14 protein-coding genes are annotated in these 16816 nt (G+C 62.5%); all 14 read right to left on the bottom strand.

Going from position 1 to position 16816, the window contains the following annotated elements:
* Positions 1 to 58 precede the first annotated feature (58 nt).
* Complete coding sequence (tssC, locus tag WFM45_RS10985; RefSeq protein WP_004934958.1) at positions 59 to 1564, bottom strand: type VI secretion system contractile sheath large subunit; 1506 nt, start codon at positions 1562 to 1564, stop codon at positions 59 to 61.
* Between the two features lie 3 nt (positions 1565 to 1567).
* Complete coding sequence (gene tssB / locus WFM45_RS10980) at positions 1568 to 2104, bottom strand: type VI secretion system contractile sheath small subunit (protein ID WP_015378282.1); 537 nt, start codon at positions 2102 to 2104, stop codon at positions 1568 to 1570.
* 122 nt (positions 2105 to 2226) lie between these two features.
* On the bottom strand, positions 2227 to 3258 hold the full coding sequence (gene tssA, locus WFM45_RS10975) for a type VI secretion system protein TssA (protein WP_336955534.1): 1032 nt from the start codon (positions 3256 to 3258) through the stop codon (positions 2227 to 2229).
* 23 nt (positions 3259 to 3281) lie between these two features.
* Positions 3282 to 4001, bottom strand: coding sequence for a type VI secretion system-associated protein TagF (gene tagF, locus WFM45_RS10970; protein ID WP_004934950.1), 720 nt, complete (start codon positions 3999 to 4001; stop codon positions 3282 to 3284).
* 18 nt (positions 4002 to 4019) lie between these two features.
* Complete coding sequence (tssM, locus tag WFM45_RS10965; RefSeq protein WP_103085419.1) at positions 4020 to 7655, bottom strand: type VI secretion system membrane subunit TssM; 3636 nt, start codon at positions 7653 to 7655, stop codon at positions 4020 to 4022.
* Positions 7655 to 8857, bottom strand: a complete 1203-nt coding sequence (locus WFM45_RS10960; RefSeq protein WP_004934945.1) for a DotU family type VI secretion system protein — start codon at positions 8855 to 8857, stop codon at positions 7655 to 7657. The genes tssM and WFM45_RS10960 overlap by 1 nt, the downstream gene beginning before the upstream one ends.
* A 21-nt stretch (positions 8858 to 8878) precedes the next feature.
* Positions 8879 to 10225: a type VI secretion system baseplate subunit TssK gene (gene tssK / locus WFM45_RS10955; protein WP_135638823.1), complete on the bottom strand. Its 1347-nt coding sequence runs from the start codon at positions 10223 to 10225 to the stop codon at positions 8879 to 8881.
* Positions 10226 to 10265: 40 nt separating this feature from the next.
* A complete protein-coding gene (gene tssJ / locus WFM45_RS10950; protein WP_015378277.1) occupies positions 10266 to 10796 on the bottom strand; it encodes a type VI secretion system lipoprotein TssJ in 531 nt (176 codons plus the stop codon).
* A gap of 29 nt (positions 10797 to 10825) precedes the next feature.
* Positions 10826 to 11326, bottom strand: a complete 501-nt coding sequence (gene tagV / locus WFM45_RS10945) for a type VI secretion system accessory protein TagV (RefSeq protein WP_060559826.1) — start codon at positions 11324 to 11326, stop codon at positions 10826 to 10828.
* Positions 11327 to 11374: 48 nt separating this feature from the next.
* Positions 11375 to 11767: a DUF4150 domain-containing protein gene (locus tag WFM45_RS10940; protein ID WP_004934933.1), complete on the bottom strand. Its 393-nt coding sequence runs from the start codon at positions 11765 to 11767 to the stop codon at positions 11375 to 11377.
* A gap of 15 nt (positions 11768 to 11782) precedes the next feature.
* Complete coding sequence (locus WFM45_RS10935) at positions 11783 to 12418, bottom strand: DUF3540 domain-containing protein (protein WP_015378275.1); 636 nt, start codon at positions 12416 to 12418, stop codon at positions 11783 to 11785.
* Positions 12419 to 12448: 30 nt separating this feature from the next.
* The gene (locus tag WFM45_RS10930; protein ID WP_076740728.1) at positions 12449 to 13516 is read right to left on the bottom strand and encodes a pentapeptide repeat-containing protein; all 1068 of its coding nucleotides are present in this window, start codon (positions 13514 to 13516) and stop codon (positions 12449 to 12451) included.
* Positions 13513 to 16065 carry a DUF2169 family type VI secretion system accessory protein gene (locus WFM45_RS10925; protein ID WP_336955523.1) on the bottom strand — a complete coding sequence of 851 codons (2553 nt, stop codon included), beginning with the start codon at positions 16063 to 16065 and terminating at the stop codon, positions 13513 to 13515. The genes WFM45_RS10930 and WFM45_RS10925 overlap by 4 nt, the downstream gene beginning before the upstream one ends.
* Positions 16066 to 16236: 171 nt before the next feature.
* The gene (locus WFM45_RS10920) at positions 16237 to 16737 is read right to left on the bottom strand and encodes a hypothetical protein (protein ID WP_015378272.1); all 501 of its coding nucleotides are present in this window, start codon (positions 16735 to 16737) and stop codon (positions 16237 to 16239) included.
* Between the last annotated feature and the right edge of the window lie 79 nt (positions 16738 to 16816).

Raw genomic sequence — 16816 nt, 5'->3', positions numbered from 1 at the left:
CTGACGATGAGGTTGATACATCAGCCAGGCCGCGCGATCGCGGCCTGACTTCAGTCCATCAGGACGCGTCGTTTTGTTTCAGCGAAGGCAGCTTCGACACCAGGCGCAGGGAGACGGTCAGGCCTTCCAGCTGGTAGTGCGGGCGCAGGAAGAACTTGGCGCTGTAATAGCCCGGGTTGTCTTCAATCTCTTCCACCTGCACTTCCGCCGCGGCCAGCGGTTTGCGCGACTTGGTTTCCTGCGAGGAGTTGGCCGGATCGCCGTCCACGTAGTTCATGATCCAGTCGTTCAGCCAGCGCTCCATATCGTCGCGCTCGCGGAAGGAGCCAATTTTGTCGCGCACGATGCACTTCAGGTAATGCGCGAAACGGCAGCAGGCGAACAGGTACGGCAGGCGCGCGGAAAGCTGGGCGTTGGCAGAGGCGTCGGCATCGTAATATTCCGCCGGCTTCTGCAGCGACTGCGCGCCGATAAAGGCGGCGAAGTCGGAGTTTTTGCGGTGCACTAGCGGCATAAAGCCGTTCTTGGCCAGCTCGGCTTCGCGGCGATCGCTGATGGCGATCTCGGTCGGGCACTTCATGTCCACGCCGCCGTCGTCGCTCGGGAAAGTGTGGCACGGCAGGTTTTCCACCGCGCCGCCGGATTCCACCCCGCGAATGGCGGTGCACCAGCCGAACTCTTTGAACGAACGGTTGATGTTGGCGGCCATGGCGTAGGCGGCGTTGGTCCAGGTGTAGTTGCCGTGGGTCGCGCCGTCGGTATCTTCTTCGAAGTCAAACTCGTCCACCGGGTTGGTGCGGATGCCATACGGCAGGCGCGCCAGGAAGCGCGGCATCACCAGGCCCAGGTAGCGCGCATCTTCCGATTCGCGCAGGCTGCGCCAGGCGGCGTACTCGGTGTTCTGGAAAATCTTGGTCAGATCGCGCGGGTTGGAGAGCTCCTGCCAGGACTCCATCTGCATCACGCTCGGTGCGGTGCCGGCGATGAACGGGCAGTGCGAGGCGGCGCCGATCTTGGCCATTTCGCCCAGCAGCTCCACGTCCTGCGGGCTGTGATCGAAGTAGTAGTCGCCCACCAGGCAGCCGAACGGCTCGCCGCCGAACTGGCCATATTCTTCTTCGTAGATTTTCTTGAAGATCGGGCTCTGATCCCAGCCCACGCCTTTATAACGCTTCAGCGTGCGGCCCAGCTCCTGCTTGGAAATGCTCATGAAGCGGATCTTCAGCATCTCGTCGGTTTCAGAGTTGTTGACCAGGTAGTGCAGGCCGTGCCACGCGCCTTCCAGCTTCTGGAAATCGTCGTGGTGAATGATCTGGTTGATCTGCTGCGACAGCTTTTCGTCGATTTCCGCGATCAGCGCCTGGATGGTGCGATAGGCGTCGGAAGAAACGGTGACGGTATTTTCCAGCGCCTGCTGCGCCAGCGTTTTCACCGCGTTCTCGACCGCTTCTTTGGCCTGATCGGTCTTCGGCCGGAACTCTTTGTTCAACAGCGCGCTGAACTCATCGCTGGAAAAAGTCTCGGTGGTTTGCAACGCATTTTGTTGCTGAGGCGAGTTGCTCATCGATTAATCCTCACGCTCGTTGTTGTCATCGTTAACCGCCGGCTTCGGCGCGTCGGTCAGGGATTTCAGCAGCGCCGGGTTTTGCAGGATCTTGGAGATCAGCTCCTCGGCGCCGTTCTTGCCGTCCATGTAGGACAGCAGGTTGGAAAGCTGGGTGCGGGCATCCAGCAGATTGTCCAGCGCGTCGACCTTGCGGGCGATAGCGGCGGGGGAGAAGTCTTCCATGCTTTCGAAGGTCAGATCGATGTTCAGCTTGCCTTCGCCGGTCAGGGTATTGTCAACCTGGTAAGCGACGCGCGGCTTCAGCGATTTCATGCGCTCGTCGAAGTTGTCGACGTCGATTTCCATGAACTTGCGCTCTTCCACGCTGGCTTGCGGATCGACTGCTTTCCCCACCAGATCCGCCATCACGCCCATCACGAACGGCAGCTGGATTTTGCGCTCTGCGCCATAAATTTCGACATCGTATTCAATCTGTACGCGCGGCGCGCGGTTGCGGGCGATGAATTTCTGCCCGCTGCGGGATTTCGAGTTTGACATGATTTACTCCATCTAATGGCGATTGGGAACGCGCCTCGTCCGGCTGGGAGAGTCAGGTTCTGATTCGGGTCTGCGCAGGGGCAGACGGTATCGGGTGTCGTCAAGAGAACAAAAGTCGGCGGCTAGCTGTTCTCCTCGTGGTTGGGGCGACCGAGAATGGTCTCCAGTTGGTTAAGCCCATCGGGCGCCAAATCGCGGACGATTTGCATAAAGTCCAGCGTAATCAGTCGCTGTACCCGATCGATCATCAGCGGCGCCGGGTGGCTTGGCTCATGAAGACGAAAATAGTTTTTCACCTTGTCCAGCATCAGCTGGGCGTCGTCGCGCGACTGGATCTGCGCGCTGCGCCAGTTGAGTGGGGCAGAGGCGCTCTGCACGGCGGCCGGTGGCTGCTCAGCGGCGGTTTCCTGTGTGGCGTCCGCTTCGGTGGCGGCCGGGGCCTCGCTCTGGCCGGCAAGCGCCACCAGCGAAAAGACCTTGGTCAGCGCGCTCATTTCCGGCAGCGCGCTTTCACCCAGATGGCGGGTGACTTCGCTGCGTATGGCGGCCAGGGTGTTGGCGATGTGCATCACCAGCGCGCCTTCGGGGCGATCCTGCTGCGCCAGCTCATCCTGCAGCCGCGCACGGCCGCCGGGAAAGTTGGGGCACTCTTGCTTGCTGCCGTCGAGCAGGGCGCCGGCATCGCGCAGCGAGATTTCACCGGCGGCGCTTTTCAGCAGCGGCGCGGCGCGCACGCTGGCGGCCAGCGCGGCCTTGTCGCCAAGGTCGGCCAGCGCGTTGATGCGAAACAGCGGGTCGGCCTCGCCGTCGAACTCCAGCGACGGCTGCAGGGCATCCCAGTAGCGGAGTATCGCCTGGTGGATCAGCGTCAGCCCATCGGCATAGCCCGGCAATCCGCGCAGCTGGGTCCAGGCGCGGGTGAGATACAGCATGATGCGCAGGTCTTTGGTGCGCGCCAGCAGCGAGCTTGCGAGGCGCTCGACCTGCACCCAGTCCGGCGCTTCTTCCGGAATGATGGTGCTGCCGAACTGTTGTTCGGCCTTGCCGGTGGCGGCGCGCGCCATGGCCAGAAAGTCGGCGTCGTATTCCAGGTTGTCGCCGCAGGGCGTGTCCGCGTCAACCGGGGCCAGCAGGGTATCGGTGTCGATAGCCATAAAATTTCCTTCAACGAGCGATGTTAATCAAACATTTGCGGGTACTGGCCGCCGCGGCCGGGGCGCGCCCAGCCGTTGGGCTCGAACAGCAGTGAAAACAGCTGCACGGTGAGGTTGCCGCTGTGCACGTGGGTGTAGAGCGGGTGTCCGTCGGCCTGGTTGGTCCACCAGAAGCTGGTGTACTGCGCCGGATCGAAACAGTCGGCGGCCTGTTGCCAGCCGAGGCCCGGTACGTCCGGATGCTGGAACCCGATAATCGACAATATCTCGGAGTCCGCTTCCGCCGGCGGGCTGGGCAGCGCCGGGATCGCCTGCAGCGTGCGGTCGATCTGTTCGGCGGAGAAGCCGTTGCGCACACCGTTCAGCAGGGTATGGCCGAGCTGTTGGTACCAGCTCGCCGCCATGTTCAGCTGTTGCGGGCGCCAATCCTGTTGGCTGAACAGGCGCAGCGCGCAGATGGGGTAACGCCGCCCGACGCGGTCGCGCGCCGGCAACAGGCAGCCCATCTGCACGTACTGGCTGCCGAGCGTGGCGGGGATCACGAAGTTCCACACCGGCGCGTTGCTGAACGGGTGATCGTTTGGCCCCTGCGCATCGCGCTGCAAATTCACCAGCCCGTTATGGAACCAGTGGGCCCAGTTGTTGATCACCGGGTCAGGCAAACGGCGTTGCAGGAAGTCACCAGCGGAAGGAAGTTTGCCGTACCAGCCGATGCTCGTCGGGGCGCTTGAATCAGTGCTCATGGTCATGTCCTTTCGGGGCTACGGGCACGAGAAGGCCGGCAGTTGGAACGGATTGCGAATGCTGTTGGGCGTGAACTCCAGCGTGACGCGGTGGCCGTCGAGATTGAACGTCGCCTGACGGCCGAGGCCGCCGGTGCCCGAAGACTGCGCCATATCCACCAGGCGGTTCAGCGCCCACGGCCCGCTGGTCACCAGGCTGGCGGTAGTGCCGTTGGCCAGCGCCAGCTGCAGATGCACCTGGTTGGTATTGCGGGTGCCCGGCCAGCTGACCACCAGCGGCACCTGCGGGCCGTGGCTGTATTTGAACAGCTGCCCGTCGATATCCAGCGTCAGGTTGAGGATGTCGTTATCCATCCGCACCGGCCGCACGGTCACGCGGTACGAGGGCGTCGCGGTACCGTTGGCGAAGAAGGCGTCGCGGATGCGCTGCGCCTGCTGGAACGAACGCAGGATGCCTTCGCCGCCGGGCAGCGTCTTGCCGTCCACGCCGGGGGTAAAGCGCCAGTTGGCGCGGGTAGTGTCGACCTTGCCCTGCAGGTTGTCGCGGAAGAAGCTGTCCATCAGCCCGCTGTTCGGCGCGAACATGCGCGCCAAATCGTCCGGCGTCACTTCCTGGCGCGCCCGGGCCACCAGCGGATAACGCCCGGCGATCGCCTGGCGGCAGAAGCTGCCGACCTCGAAGCTGATGCGCTTTTTCACGTTCTCCATCTCTTTGCGCTGGGTGTCGCTGCTGGCGCCGATCGCCAGTGACAGCAGCATCTGTTTGAACGGCACCGGCAAGCGGCCGGACTCGGCCTGCAGGCGCGGGATGATGTCGCTCGGCGGCGCCGACATGCCGCTGTTGGCCGCGCCTTGCACCGCCGTCAGGTAGCTGTACAGCTCATCGACCTGTTTCAGCACGCTGTCGAAAGGGATCGCCTTATTGCCTTCGCCCTGGCTTTGCGCCAGCTCCAGCAGCGGCGCGAAGTGCGCCATCACCAGCTGTTCCGGCTGGGCCGACACGTCGCCGTCGGCGTTGGCCGGCCGGTTGGTGAACAGCGCCTCCAGCGTGCGGTTGGCGTTTTGATTCAGCCTGTCTTCGGTTTTGGCCAGCAGCGAGCGGGAATCGGCGTCGCTTTTCTCGTCGCGCAGGGTGACGTTTTTGCTGACGTTGACCAGCAGGTTGCGCATCGGCGACGGGTTGCCTGACAGCAGGCGCGCGCTGCTGATGCGCTGGGTCAGGTTGCCGATGTTGGCCAGTTGGATATCCCCCAGCAGCTCATCCCAGGCGCTGATGAAATCCTGCATGTACAGCTGGCGGATGGTCTTGGTCAAATCGGCGCTCTTCTGCTCCGGCGTCTGGCTGTTCAACACCCAGACGTCTTCCTTGCGCAGGGTATCGGTCACCGGATCGATGTTGTCGTTGAACGCTTTCCAGTACCCTTGCGAGGTGAACAGGCCCGGCACGCCGTCGGTGACCGGTTTGCCGCTTTTGCGGCTGAACGCCAGCTCGGTCTGCGGGCCGGCCAAATCGACCAGGCTGACCGGCTTGATGTCGGTCTGTTTCAGCAGCAAGCGCTTGAGGCGGCCATAGACGCGCTGCGACAGCGGCGCCCGATTGATGGCGGCCTGCGCCTGCGCCACCAGCTGTTCATCTTTGGCGTAGGGCGAGGCCTGGATCTGCGCATCCAGCAGTTGGCTCAGGTGCCATTCGATCTGTTGCAGCTGTTTTTGGGTGCTGCCCTGCGGCAGGTTGCGCTGCAGGTTGAGCATCACCCAGGCGCGCAGGAATTTGCCGTCGTACTGCTTCGGCAGGTACAGCATCTGGTAGGCCTTCAAAGCTTCATAGCTGAAGTCCGCGTCGCCGTGGTTGTCGTTGCGCAGCGTGGTGGCGATCTGTTGCGCCACCTGCGGCAGCAGCAGCTCTTTCAGCGCTTTTTGGTACAGGGCATTGCCGGCGTCACCGACCTGATCGCCGCGGAACAGCCCCATGCGGTAAGTGAACGGCGGATCGTCCAGCGAAAAGTTCTGGCTGTCCGGCAGGTGCAGCAGGCTGTTGAGGAACGGCAGCAGCGAGAACATGTCGCCGTTGCCCACCTGCGTCAGGTTTTGCCCCTGGCGCTCGACGCCGGGCACCTTGGCGGCCACTTCCGCCAGGTAGGCCTTGTTGTTGCCGTAGCTGGTGAACCAGAGCATCGCCAGCACCGCCAGGATCACCGCCAGCGCGATGTAACCCGCCCAGTGCAGGGCGCGGTTGCGGTATTCCCACCAGCGGTTGCTGCCCGCCAGCCCGGACTCCTGGAAGATCACCGATTCCAGCGTCTCTTTCAGGAAGAAGCTCTGGCCCTTGGCCGCCGGGATCGGCGTTTCCTGGCCCACGCTGTCCCAGGCCGCGTTGGCCTGCGCCCCTGAGTTGGCCGTCGGCAGCTGCAGGTAGCGGTTCAGTTCGCCCATCACCCGGTCGAACGGCAGCCCCTCTTGGGTGCCGCTGGTGAAATAGATGCCGCGCGGGGTAAAGCGGGTTTCAAAACTGGAGGTGGCGAACACCTGTTCCAGATAGTGGCCGAGCAGCGGGCGCAGCGCGGCGAATTCCTGCGGGAACAGATAGCTTTCGGCGCGTTGGCGCGCGTCGTGCTCCATCAGCAGCGTATCCGGCAGCGCCGCATCCAACCGTTGTTGCAGCAGGGCGTATTGCTGTTCGAAGGCGGCGTTCAGGTTGAAGTCCGGCTGCCGCGAGCGTTCGTAAGGGAAGGTGAATCCCCAGATCTGGTCGCGCTGCGCTTTGTCGAAGCTGCAGAAATAGGCCATAAAGCCGTTGAGCAGGTCGGTTTTGGTCACCAGCACATAGACCGGGAAGTGAATGCCCAGCTGTTCGTGCAGTTCGATCAGGCGTTTGCGCAGCGCGCTGGCCTGGGCGGCGCGCGCTTCGGCGCTGTCGCTCAGCAGATCGGCGACGCTGATGGTGACCATCACGCCGTTGATTGGCTGGCGGGTGCGATATTTTTTCAGCAGCGCGACGAAGCTTTGCCATTCGCCGGCGTCTTCTTCGCGCTGGCTTTCCTGGGTGGTGTAGCGGCCGGCGGTGTCGAGCAACACGGCGTCGTTGGTAAACCACCAGTCGCAGTTGCGGGTGCCGCCCACGCCGCGCAGCGCGGATTTGCCGAAGCGATCCGCCAGCGGGAAGTGCAGGCCGGAATTGACCAGCGCGGTGGTCTTGCCGGCGCCGGGCGCGCCGATGATCACATACCACGGCAGTTGGTACAGGTATTGGCGGCTAAAGCGGGTCATCCAGCGGTGTTTGCCGTCGCCCTGGCCCGGTGCGAAGCGCGCCTTTTTCAGCAGCTGCGCCGCTTCGTCGAAGCGCTGCGCCAGCTGATCGTCTTGTTTAACCTCTGGCTTGCCGTCTTCCGCCGGCACCGTTTCGGCGGCGCGCAGGTTGCTCAGCAGGCGGCTGTTGAACCAGGCGCTGTAGAGGCGCGGGATCAGGCGGCACAGGAACCAGATCAGGTAGATGACGCCAATGGCGATCTGGCGGTTAAGTTCCGGCTCCAGCGGGCGATAGTCGCCGATGGCCACCAGCGGGCCGATCATCCAGATGATGAACGCCAGCGCGGTAATGCCGACAAAGCCCCACAGCAGGCGGCTGGTGATGATGGAGAATAACGTACTGAGCATTACTTTCCGGTTCCTTGCGGCAAGCCGTTGATTTCCGCCTGGGTGTTTTCCGGGGCGACCAACAGCGTAATTTCTACCCGGCGGTTCAACGCGCGGTTCACTTTGTTATCGTTCGGCGCGACGGGGTTGCTCTCGCCGCGGCCCTCGGCCTTGACCCGCTGCGGGTTGGCGAGGTGTTTTTGCAAGCGGGCGCTGACCGCTTCGGCGCGCGCCAGCGACAGCTCCCAGTTGGAGGCGAAACGGGCGCTGCGGATCGGCAGGTTGTCGCTGTAGCCGGTGACCAGGATCTTGCCGCTGACGCCGTTCATGGCGGCGGCGATGCGGTCGATGACCGGGATATAGTTGGCGCGCACCGTGGTGGCGGCGGAGTCGAACAGCCCATCGCCTTTCAGGATCACCACGCTTTGCTGCGCTTCGTCGCGCACCACCACCAGCCCTTCGGCGATCTCTTTGCGCAGGAAGCTTTTCAGGCTCAGCGTCGGCGGCGCGGCCGGCGCCGGGTTACCGATCGCCACCTGCGGCAGATTGGTTTGGTAAATCGCCGCCAGCACCGGGCTGGTGTTGTCGCCCAGCCGCCAGTTGAGGGCGATGAACAGCAGCGAAGCCAGGAAGCCGGTCAGCGCCACGCAGGCCCACAGCGGCACCAGCGGGCGCCACAGTTTTTGCTGTACCGGCAGATCCAACGCATGAGGCGACAGGGGAGGGGCGTAGCCGCCGCGCACCGTCCGGATCAGCTGCAGCAGGCGCTGCTTCATGGTTTCCAGCTGAGAACGGCCGTTTTCCATGACCCGATAGCGGCCTTCAAAGCCCAGCAGCAGGCAATAATTGATCAGTTCCAGCAGGTTGATGTGCTCACGCGGGCTCTGCGACAGCTTGGCCAGCAGCTGGAAAAACTTTTCGCCGCCCCAGGTTTCGTTATGGAAGGTCACCAGCAGCCCGCTGCCGGACCACACGCTGTTGCTGCCCCACGGGGTCAGCGCCGCCGCTTCATCCAGCGCGGTGCACAGGCAATAACGCGCGCCGATGATCACTTCGTACGGCAGATTGGCGCGTTGGCCGCGGATCTCGAAGCGGCGCATTTCGTCGATCAGCTGTTGGCGCAGCTGCGCCGGGTTGGCGTGCGTGGCCGACTGGCGGATCTGCGAAATGGCGTTCAGCAGCGGGTTGGCGGCGTCCACCAGCGGATTGGCCGCTGGCGCCATGCTATTTTCCTGAGTCATAGGTTACCGGTCCGTATGGCTGCGAATCGCCCAAAATTCCATGTCCAGCCCCGGGAACTCACCGGCCAGATGCAGGGCGAAGGCGCTGGATTTTTCCATCTGTTTCCACAGGTCGCCGCCTTTTTCCAGCTCGAAATAGGTATAGCCGGCGTGATAGGGGATCTGACGCGGCGCGGCGGGCATGGTGCGCAGGCCGATGCCCGGCAGCTGCAGCTGCACCAGATCGCGGATGCGCGTGACCGGGGCGATCTTCATCTGCGCCGGGAAGTGGGTCAGCAACACCTCGGCGGCCACGTCGGCGCGCACTGCCAAGACGAAACCGAAGTCGCGCATCATTTTGGTGTCCTGCACGGTGGCGACGTTCAACCCGTGGGATCGTTCGACCAGCGTCAGCTGAATGGCGTTGTCTTCCAGCACCACTGACAATCCTTGACGCAGCAACAGCATCAGCTTACCGAAGCACAGCGCCAGGTTGTCGTGGTCGTACACCGGCAGGCGGCCTTCCGGGGTGCGCTGCGCCGAGAAGCTGGCGAGCTCGGTGGCGAACTGCAGCCAATCGGCGAACAGGCGTTCCGGGTGCAGATGGTCGAGGTGATAGGCATGGCTCACCTGGCCAAGATGGCGGTTGATCAGCTGCAGCAGCATGAAATCGACCATTTCGGAACTGCCGCCGCGGCCCGGCTGCAGCAGGCGTTGGCTCATCTGCTGGCTGCGCTGCTGCAGCAGGCCCTGCAGGTCGTTGATGAAGGTTTTCAGTACCGGGTTGCCCTGGCAGTTCAGCATCGGCGGGATTTGCGCCGTATCAAGACGCAGGCTGTTGTCGCCGCGCTTTTCCAGCACGCGGGTAACGCCGAGCGCCGTCCATTCGGCGTTCAGCTCGCTCTCCAGCATCAGCCGCAGGCGCAGGCGACCGAATTGCAGCGCCGCGCTGCCCACCGAGACGGCGTTGAGATCGTCGACTTCATTCTCGTAAGCCAGATAGCGCGCCAGCGCCTCCGGGCTTTCCTGAAAGATCACGTCTTCACGCCCTGCGCGGTAAGTCGGCAGGGCCAGCACCACGTTTTCACCGGTCTTGTTGTCGGCGATGCTCAGCGGCGCGGGCGCCTGCTGGGCACCGGCAAAGCGAAACGGCGTGCCGTCCGGCATGATGCCGCTGGCGGCGTTGAGCGCAATCTTGCCCTGGCGCAGCAGCGTTTGGTCCAGATCCAGGGTCAGGAACCCCCAGAAACAGCCGCTGTGGGCCTGGCCCCAGTTGCGCATATAGCCTTCGAGATAGTTTTCCGCCTGCTGGAAATGGTGAGGGCGTAAAAACATCCCCTCAGTCCAGACAACCTTATGAGCATCTTTCATCATCACACCTATAGTTACTTCGCTTCAGCGCAGCGGTAGATCAGTCGACCTTTTTTACGGGGCGCAGGCCATTCACGCCCGCGACGATATGCGCTTCCAGCTCATCCGGCGAGAATTGCCATACCTTGTAGAAATTGGTTTCGGTGGGCTCCGGCAGCGGCAGCGAAATGCGCCAGGCCTTGCCGTCCAGGTTTTGATACTCGGCGATCACGCCGATGTAACGTGCGTCCAATGCGCTTTGCCCGCCGAGCGTCTTGCCGGTCTGGCCCGGCGTCAGGAAGAACTGATCGCTGTCCAGTAGGCTATTGCCGAGCACGCTTTTGGCGTCGTTTTGCAGACTGAAGAAGTCGGCATCCATGAATTCCGCATCCGAACGCAGCAGCAGCACGCGAATTTTTATCGGCGCCGGTTGCGCGCCGGCGGCGGCGTTGACCTGGCGATCGGCATCGAACACCAGGCTGTAGCGCGACGGCACGCTTTTGGCGGAAGACATGCAACCGCCGAGCGCCAACGCGCCCAGCAGCAGAAACAGCATCCCGCACCAGCGGGAAGCGATAGGGGTCGTCATCATGGGAATCTCGTCGCCCGCAGGCGTACTGACTACTGGAGGATCCAGGTGGCTGAGCCGGCGTTTTTACACGCCTTGCTGTCGCCGCCGACTTTGACGCAGTCCTGTTTGGCGGCGCGCGCGCGGCGCGGCAGATCTTTGCGCAGCGTTGATTTGTAGCGCGCTTCCGGCACGCCGGCGTTGGCCTGGATATAACCCACCAGGTCGCCGCCGCGAATGGCGGAGATCGCCAGCCAGTTGTTTTCCACTTCGCCCAGCGCGTAGAACGCGGCGGCGTTGTCCAGGCTGCCGACGGCGGTGCCGGTATAATCGGGGCTGCTCATGATGCTGGCGGCGTACAGGCTGCGGTATTCCTCACCGATCGGCTTGAACTGTTTCGGCGCGCTCACCGCGGCGCGGTGTTTTAGCGTGACGCCATTGACTTCACTGCTGACGATGGCGTCGTTATTGAGCGCCGGCGGCGGTGGCGGCGGGGTGGAGCAACCGGCAAGCGTCAGGACGGTCAGCAGCGTCAGGGTAATCCGTGTTTTCACAATGTCCTCTTTTTCTTGATTGAATGGCTGTGTAATAAGGCGCCGTCATCAGGGCGCAAGCAGCAACACTTTTAATTGGCTCGGCACGATGCGCATGCCGAGCGCGTTGGTCGAATTCTGCAGGCTGAGGCTGGTCAACCGGGTGGCCGGGGTGCCTTTGAGCAGCACGGTAAAGGCGCCGGTCAGGTGGCGGGACGGCCCCATCACCGTGCCGGAAGCGACGCCGGTGGCCACGCCGGGGTTGTCGCCGTTGGTCAGGGGCGTCACCGTCGCCATGTTGTGTGCCGGGGTGCCGACGAACAGAATGTTGAACGCATTCGGGATGGCGGTCGGCGCCAGGGCGATATCCGGGTAAGGCACGGGCACCGGCGCCGGGCTTGGCGTCAGACAGACGTCGGGAAACGCCAGGTCCACGCCGATCATTTGGCTGTTGGCAAACATAAAGGCCTCCGCAGGTTATCCGACGTGGATTTGTTCCGAATCCAGCTTGGTGATGTCTTTCGAGGTAATCAGCGTGTTGCGCGCATGAATGCGGGCGTAATCTTCCGCCTGGTAATCCAGCTGCCCGGCGCGCACGTGCTCGGTCTGGCGCACTTTGCGGAACAGCGAATGGCTGATCTGGCTGACCGAATGCCACAGCGACTCGCAGCGTTTGCCGACCAGGCGGCTGAGGCTGACGAAGGCCGACAGCTCTTCGCCGCTGTATTTCATCTTGTCGACGTGGCAGTCGCCGCTGTTCGCTTGCAACGTCATGGCGTCGCCGCTCAGGTTCAGCGCCTGCGCGCCGTGCAGCGACAGAGAGCCGTTCGGCGTTTCAATGTGCAGATCGCCTGCGACGCAGAGCCGCGCCGCGCTTTGCGGCTCTGCGCGCTCAAGGACGGCGATCGCCCACAGCTGATGGCCGCAGCCGGCGACCAGCACGTTATCGCCGAGGGCCGGCGTCAGCAGGCAGCTCGCCGCCCGGCGGCAATGCCAGCCGCGGCCTTCGCACTCCACCACCAGGCTGCCGTCCGGCAACAGGTTGACGACCTGGCCGGCGGCCTGCTGGGGCGGTGCGATGTTGACGGCGCGAGTTGTGTTGGCAACGCTCATGGTGATCCCCTCGTGAAGTGGTCAATGCATTCAGATTCGGCTCTGGCGCTGTGCGCTCCAGGTTTCGGCGGCGTACAGTTCTTCGTCGCGCTCGAGGATCCCGCTGCGATCGCCCCAGCGCGTTTGCTGCTGGTGGGCGCGGTGCATGCGGGTGCGCATAAAACGCGCGCGCCGGAAATCGGCGGCGCCGATGTCGGCGTAACAGAAGTCGGCGTAGGTCAGGTCGCTGTCGCTGAAATCACAGCGCGCCGCGCGGCTGCGCTGGAACACGCATTGATACAGGCGCGCCTGGCTAAAGTTGGCGGCGTCCAGCGTCGCTTCGCTGAAGATCGCCTGATCGAACTGCCCGCTGCGGCACTGCGCGTGGGTCAGATTGGCCTCCAGCCACAGTGACTGCTGCGCTTGCACGCCCGTCAGGTTGGCGCGCAGCAGCGAAGCGCCCTTGAAGTTGCTTTGACGCAACGTCGCCTGGCTGAAATCGACGTCGTCCAGTTGGTTATCGGTAAACTGGCAGGCGATGAGACGCTGCCCGGCGTAACTTTTGCCGCGGTGATCACATTCGAAAAACGTGACGCGGTCGAAATCAACCCCTTCAAACCTTGTTTCACAGAGATTTAATCGAAAGAACGTGACAAGTGACAGCCTCGTATGGCTTAAATCTGCGCCGTCGAGCGGGCTTTCGTAAAAGGTGGTGCGATCGTGCTGAGTGGCGGAAAAATTCGCGCCGGCCAATTGGCATGACATCCAGTGGCTTTGGTTGAGCGACAGCCGGCTAAAGTCGCTCTGTTCAAGCCGGCAGTCGTTGAACATCGTCAGTTCGATATGGCTCTCGCTGAAGCGGCCGCCCGCCATGGCGCACTGATTGAAGGCCGTTTGCTTCAGGTTCGCCCGCGCAAATTGAGCGTGTTCGAGCCGACAATCGCTGAAGACGCTGTCGCGCAGATCGCAATCGGAGAAGTTCACGCCGTTCAGGTTCAGTTCGTTGAACATGCCGCCGGCCAAATCCATACCGGCGAATGACAGGCCGTGCAAATCCTCACCGGCAATCAGCTCGCCGCGTTTCACGCGCTGGCGTATCTGCTCAGGTTTTGACGTCATACTTCCTTCCCGTTGTGGCGAGGCAAGGTTTTCACCCTGGCGGTATAGGCACCGTCGAGCCGGGTCGCCTGATCCACTTGCGACTGCGACAAATCGGCCCGGAACAGATTGGTGCCCTGCAGGTCGGCGCCTGACAGCACGCATTTTTGCAGGATCGCCGCGATGAAATTGGCGTCGCGCAGGTTGGCCTGGGACAGATCGCAGCGAATGAACAGGCTGCCGCTGCCGTTGGCCTGACGGAAATCGGCCTCGTTCAGCCGGGCTTCCGACAGGTCGCAGTTGTCGAGGCGCGCACGGCTGAAATTAGCCCGCTGCAACGGCATCTGGCGCAAATTGCACTGGTTCAGCGTCGCGTCGCCGAAATCCGCCTGCGGCAACAGCGTCTTTGCCGCGAAGGCGCAGGCGGTGAGGCGTGCGGCGCGGAAGCTGAGGCTTTGCGTCTCGGTATCAACCCAGGCGCAGCTCTCTAGCCGCGCCCGATCGAAGTTCACCGCCAGCAGCCGGCATTTGACGAAGCTGACTTTGTCGAGCCGGGCGTGGCTGAATGTCAGCTGCTCCAGTTGCAGCTCCATCAGCGTAATGTTGGCCAGCGTGGCGCGGTTGAAGTCACACTGCCCGAGCAGGGTTTCGTACCCCAGCAAGTCGCGTAACGACGCCATCGTGAAATCGCAGCGTTGAAACAACGTTTGCTGGATGTTGGTTTCGTGCAACTGCGCGCCGCCGAAATCCGTCGCTTCACATTTCGCCAGGGCCAAGGAGGCGTGGCTCAAATCGGCCTGCTGTAAGACGGCGCCGCTGAGATCGGCTCGCGCCAACATCGCCTCGCGAAGATCGCAACCCACCAATTGGGTTTGGCGCAGATCGGCGTTTTCCAGCAAAGCGCCGCGCAAGTTAGCCTGGCAGAGATCCATGCCGGACAGATCGGCGCCGGTGAGATCCAGGCCGCTGAGATCCTTTTCGCGCAGCATGGCGGCGGCGACGCGTTGGCGAATGATTTGCGCCAGATCGCCACGCAGGCGCAGTGCAGGGCTTTGCGTCTGTGCCGACATTAAATACATTTGGTGCAGCGCGCGTTCGCTTTCCCCACGCTGTTTATCGCTAAATGCGTCAGGATGCCGGCGTGCCTCCTGGAACAGCAGATCGCGTTGCTGCTGGTAGCTTTCCGCACCGGATGGCGGCACATGGTCCCCACCGGGGTTGAGCGGATCGATACCCTCGGCTTGCGTCAGCTTGAGCATGTCCTGATACTGCGCCTCGGCCTGGCTTTCCAGACGCTCGACGAATTCGGCGAGCTGGTCCAGCTTCGGCGGCGCCTCTTGCGACGGGCGCGGGAAAAGTTCATCAATGTCTTGCCCCTCGCGCAGCAGACGCTGGCGATGCTCTTCGCGTTGCTGGTGCTCGTAGGCGGCGATATTTTCCGCCATCGGGCTTTGCTGCGTCGGCGTTTCCGTATCCAGCCAGGCGCCGATGCACGCCTCCGGCAGCAACTCTTGCTCACGAAAAGCGTGCAGAGCACCCCGTTCTTTATCCAGCCGCTGGGCCAATACCTGCCGATAATGCGCGGTGGAGCGGGGCTCGCCTTCGGTTTCCAGGGCCGGCATCAGCTGCATCACGTCGGCCGCATCGTCTTCATTGATGCGCGTGCTGCCCTGATAAATCAGCAGCATCTGTTCCCGATGGGGGAAGAACCAGACGGTGGTGTGGCGCATCGCGATCTCTTCGAAATGCGTTTCGCCGCCGCGCAGCCGGTTGATGAAGCAGCGTGCGCGCCACGGCGGCAAATGCCCTTGCTGCACCGGGTCTGAAGGGTGCATGTTCCAAATCCGATAGGCGGCCCGGGGCGGCAAGCTGTCGCGTTGAGGAAACTGCTGATCGCTTTCCGCCATGTTGAACAGGCGCCAGTCGATATCGTTGGCGAAGCCGGGAAAGCCGTTTTTCAACCAGTCGGCGTCGTAGTTTTTGCCGATGCGGGAGAAGCGGCGCGGCCAGGTGATATCCAACGCGTCAAAGCTTGCCGGTTGCGCGCTTTGCCGAGAAGACGCAAGGCGCCCCTGTAGGGATTCAACATTGGGTAGGCGATGGATGCGGCCTTGCGGAAATGTTTCTGGGGTGGCGCCGATGCCGTGCGGATTATCGGCGAACTGTGCGCCGCCGTAAGCCCGGCGCCAGTCCAGACGCATTTCTGCAAAAGGGAGGGGAGTAGAGGGACGATCGTTGATCCAATGGCGATCGCCGAAAACCACCAGCGTTTTTTCCAGCGAATCAAGCTGGATCTTCACGGCGCAAGCGGTTTTGTCTTGTTGATGATGGGTGTAGGCATTGCCGGTGGCGAGAAACTCCGCGCAGGCTTTTGGGATAGCCAAATCGAGCACGCCGCCGCTCAACGTGAGTTCGTCGGCGGCCAACTGCCACAACTCCGGTTCGGGACGCAGGCGCGGGGCTGCCCCCATGTCGGCCAAGGCCAAAACGGAAACGCCCAGATGGTTTTGCCCTTGCCAAGAGAAGGGACGATGAAGCGCGCTGAGGCGCAGAGGTTTTACGACTTTCATTGTGTGTGTAAAGCTTCCTGTGGATATCAGCCGGCAGCCAGGCTGCTTGCTCAAAAACAATCCGTTTTTCGGTTTAATAGATATCAGGCTATGTCACAACAGATGAAGAAAACGATGCGGCGTTCAGAGCCGATCGCCAATGCGGGGAGCGCCCCGCTTCGAAATGGATGATCAAGAGGACAGTGCGTTGTCCTTTCCGCTTATTCCACGAGCCAGCAGCACGGCGGCCACGGACAACGCCGCGGCGATCGCCTTGGCGATCAATTGGCCGGCGCTCTCCAGGTGATAGGGCGCAAAGAAGCCGATGTCATTGGTGCCCAGGATCAGCAGCGCGGCGAGCGCCGCAAAACAGGGCAGCTCTATCGCCAGCGCCAGTCTGCCGGTGGGCGCCGCACCCAGGTAACTCATCAAAAAGCCGGGAAAAATCAGCAATCCGATCAGTTCTGCGGGGGCATTTACCGCAGACATCACCTGCTGGTTGTATTTCAGGAGCGCCAGCATCAGCGCGACAAAGATCAGCAGCCGCACAGGCAACGTGGCCGCTCGGTTGGCCGACAAAAAGGTTTTGCCGATCGCAGCGAGCAATACGCAGCCAACCAGGATGCCAAAGAAGGTAAACAGGACTTGTCCCCAGAGGCTGTCCTGCGTCGAAAAGGCAATGAACGTGCCCATCGTGACACTTCCTTATGCAAGGTGATTTCGCGAACTGATGAACGGTAAGCCGTTTACGGAACGTTGAAATCGGATCGCG

The sequence above is a fragment of the Serratia sp. KG1D genome, assembly GCF_037150675.1.
Lineage (GTDB): Bacteria > Pseudomonadota > Gammaproteobacteria > Enterobacterales > Enterobacteriaceae > Serratia > Serratia nematodiphila.
Note: the sequence above shows the minus strand (reverse complement) of the source record. Positions and strands in the feature narration are given on the sequence as shown.

Excerpts from the sequence above, each read along its gene's own strand:
- tssJ (WP_015378277.1), bottom strand. The coding sequence starts at position 10,796 with ATGATGACGACCCCTATCGCTTCCCGCTGGTGCGGGATGCTGTTTCTG.
- WFM45_RS10920 (WP_015378272.1), bottom strand. The coding sequence starts at position 16,737 with ATGGGCACGTTCATTGCCTTTTCGACGCAGGACAGCCTCTGGGGACAA.
- tssK (WP_135638823.1), bottom strand. The coding sequence starts at position 10,225 with ATGAAAGATGCTCATAAGGTTGTCTGGACTGAGGGGATGTTTTTACGC.
- WFM45_RS10930 (WP_076740728.1), bottom strand. The coding sequence starts at position 13,516 with ATGACGTCAAAACCTGAGCAGATACGCCAGCGCGTGAAACGCGGCGAG.
- WFM45_RS10960 (WP_004934945.1), bottom strand. The coding sequence starts at position 8,857 with ATGGCGCCAGCGGCCAATCCGCTGGTGGACGCCGCCAACCCGCTGCTG.
- tagF (WP_004934950.1), bottom strand. The coding sequence starts at position 4,001 with ATGAGCACTGATTCAAGCGCCCCGACGAGCATCGGCTGGTACGGCAAA.
- WFM45_RS10925 (WP_336955523.1), bottom strand. The coding sequence starts at position 16,065 with ATGAAAGTCGTAAAACCTCTGCGCCTCAGCGCGCTTCATCGTCCCTTC.
- tssM (WP_103085419.1), bottom strand. The coding sequence starts at position 7,655 with ATGCTCAGTACGTTATTCTCCATCATCACCAGCCGCCTGCTGTGGGGC.
- tssA (WP_336955534.1), bottom strand. The coding sequence starts at position 3,258 with ATGGCTATCGACACCGATACCCTGCTGGCCCCGGTTGACGCGGACACG.
- tssC (WP_004934958.1), bottom strand. The coding sequence starts at position 1,564 with ATGAGCAACTCGCCTCAGCAACAAAATGCGTTGCAAACCACCGAGACT.
- tssB (WP_015378282.1), bottom strand. The coding sequence starts at position 2,104 with ATGTCAAACTCGAAATCCCGCAGCGGGCAGAAATTCATCGCCCGCAAC.
- WFM45_RS10935 (WP_015378275.1), bottom strand. The coding sequence starts at position 12,418 with ATGAGCGTTGCCAACACAACTCGCGCCGTCAACATCGCACCGCCCCAG.
- WFM45_RS10940 (WP_004934933.1), bottom strand. The coding sequence starts at position 11,767 with ATGTTTGCCAACAGCCAAATGATCGGCGTGGACCTGGCGTTTCCCGAC.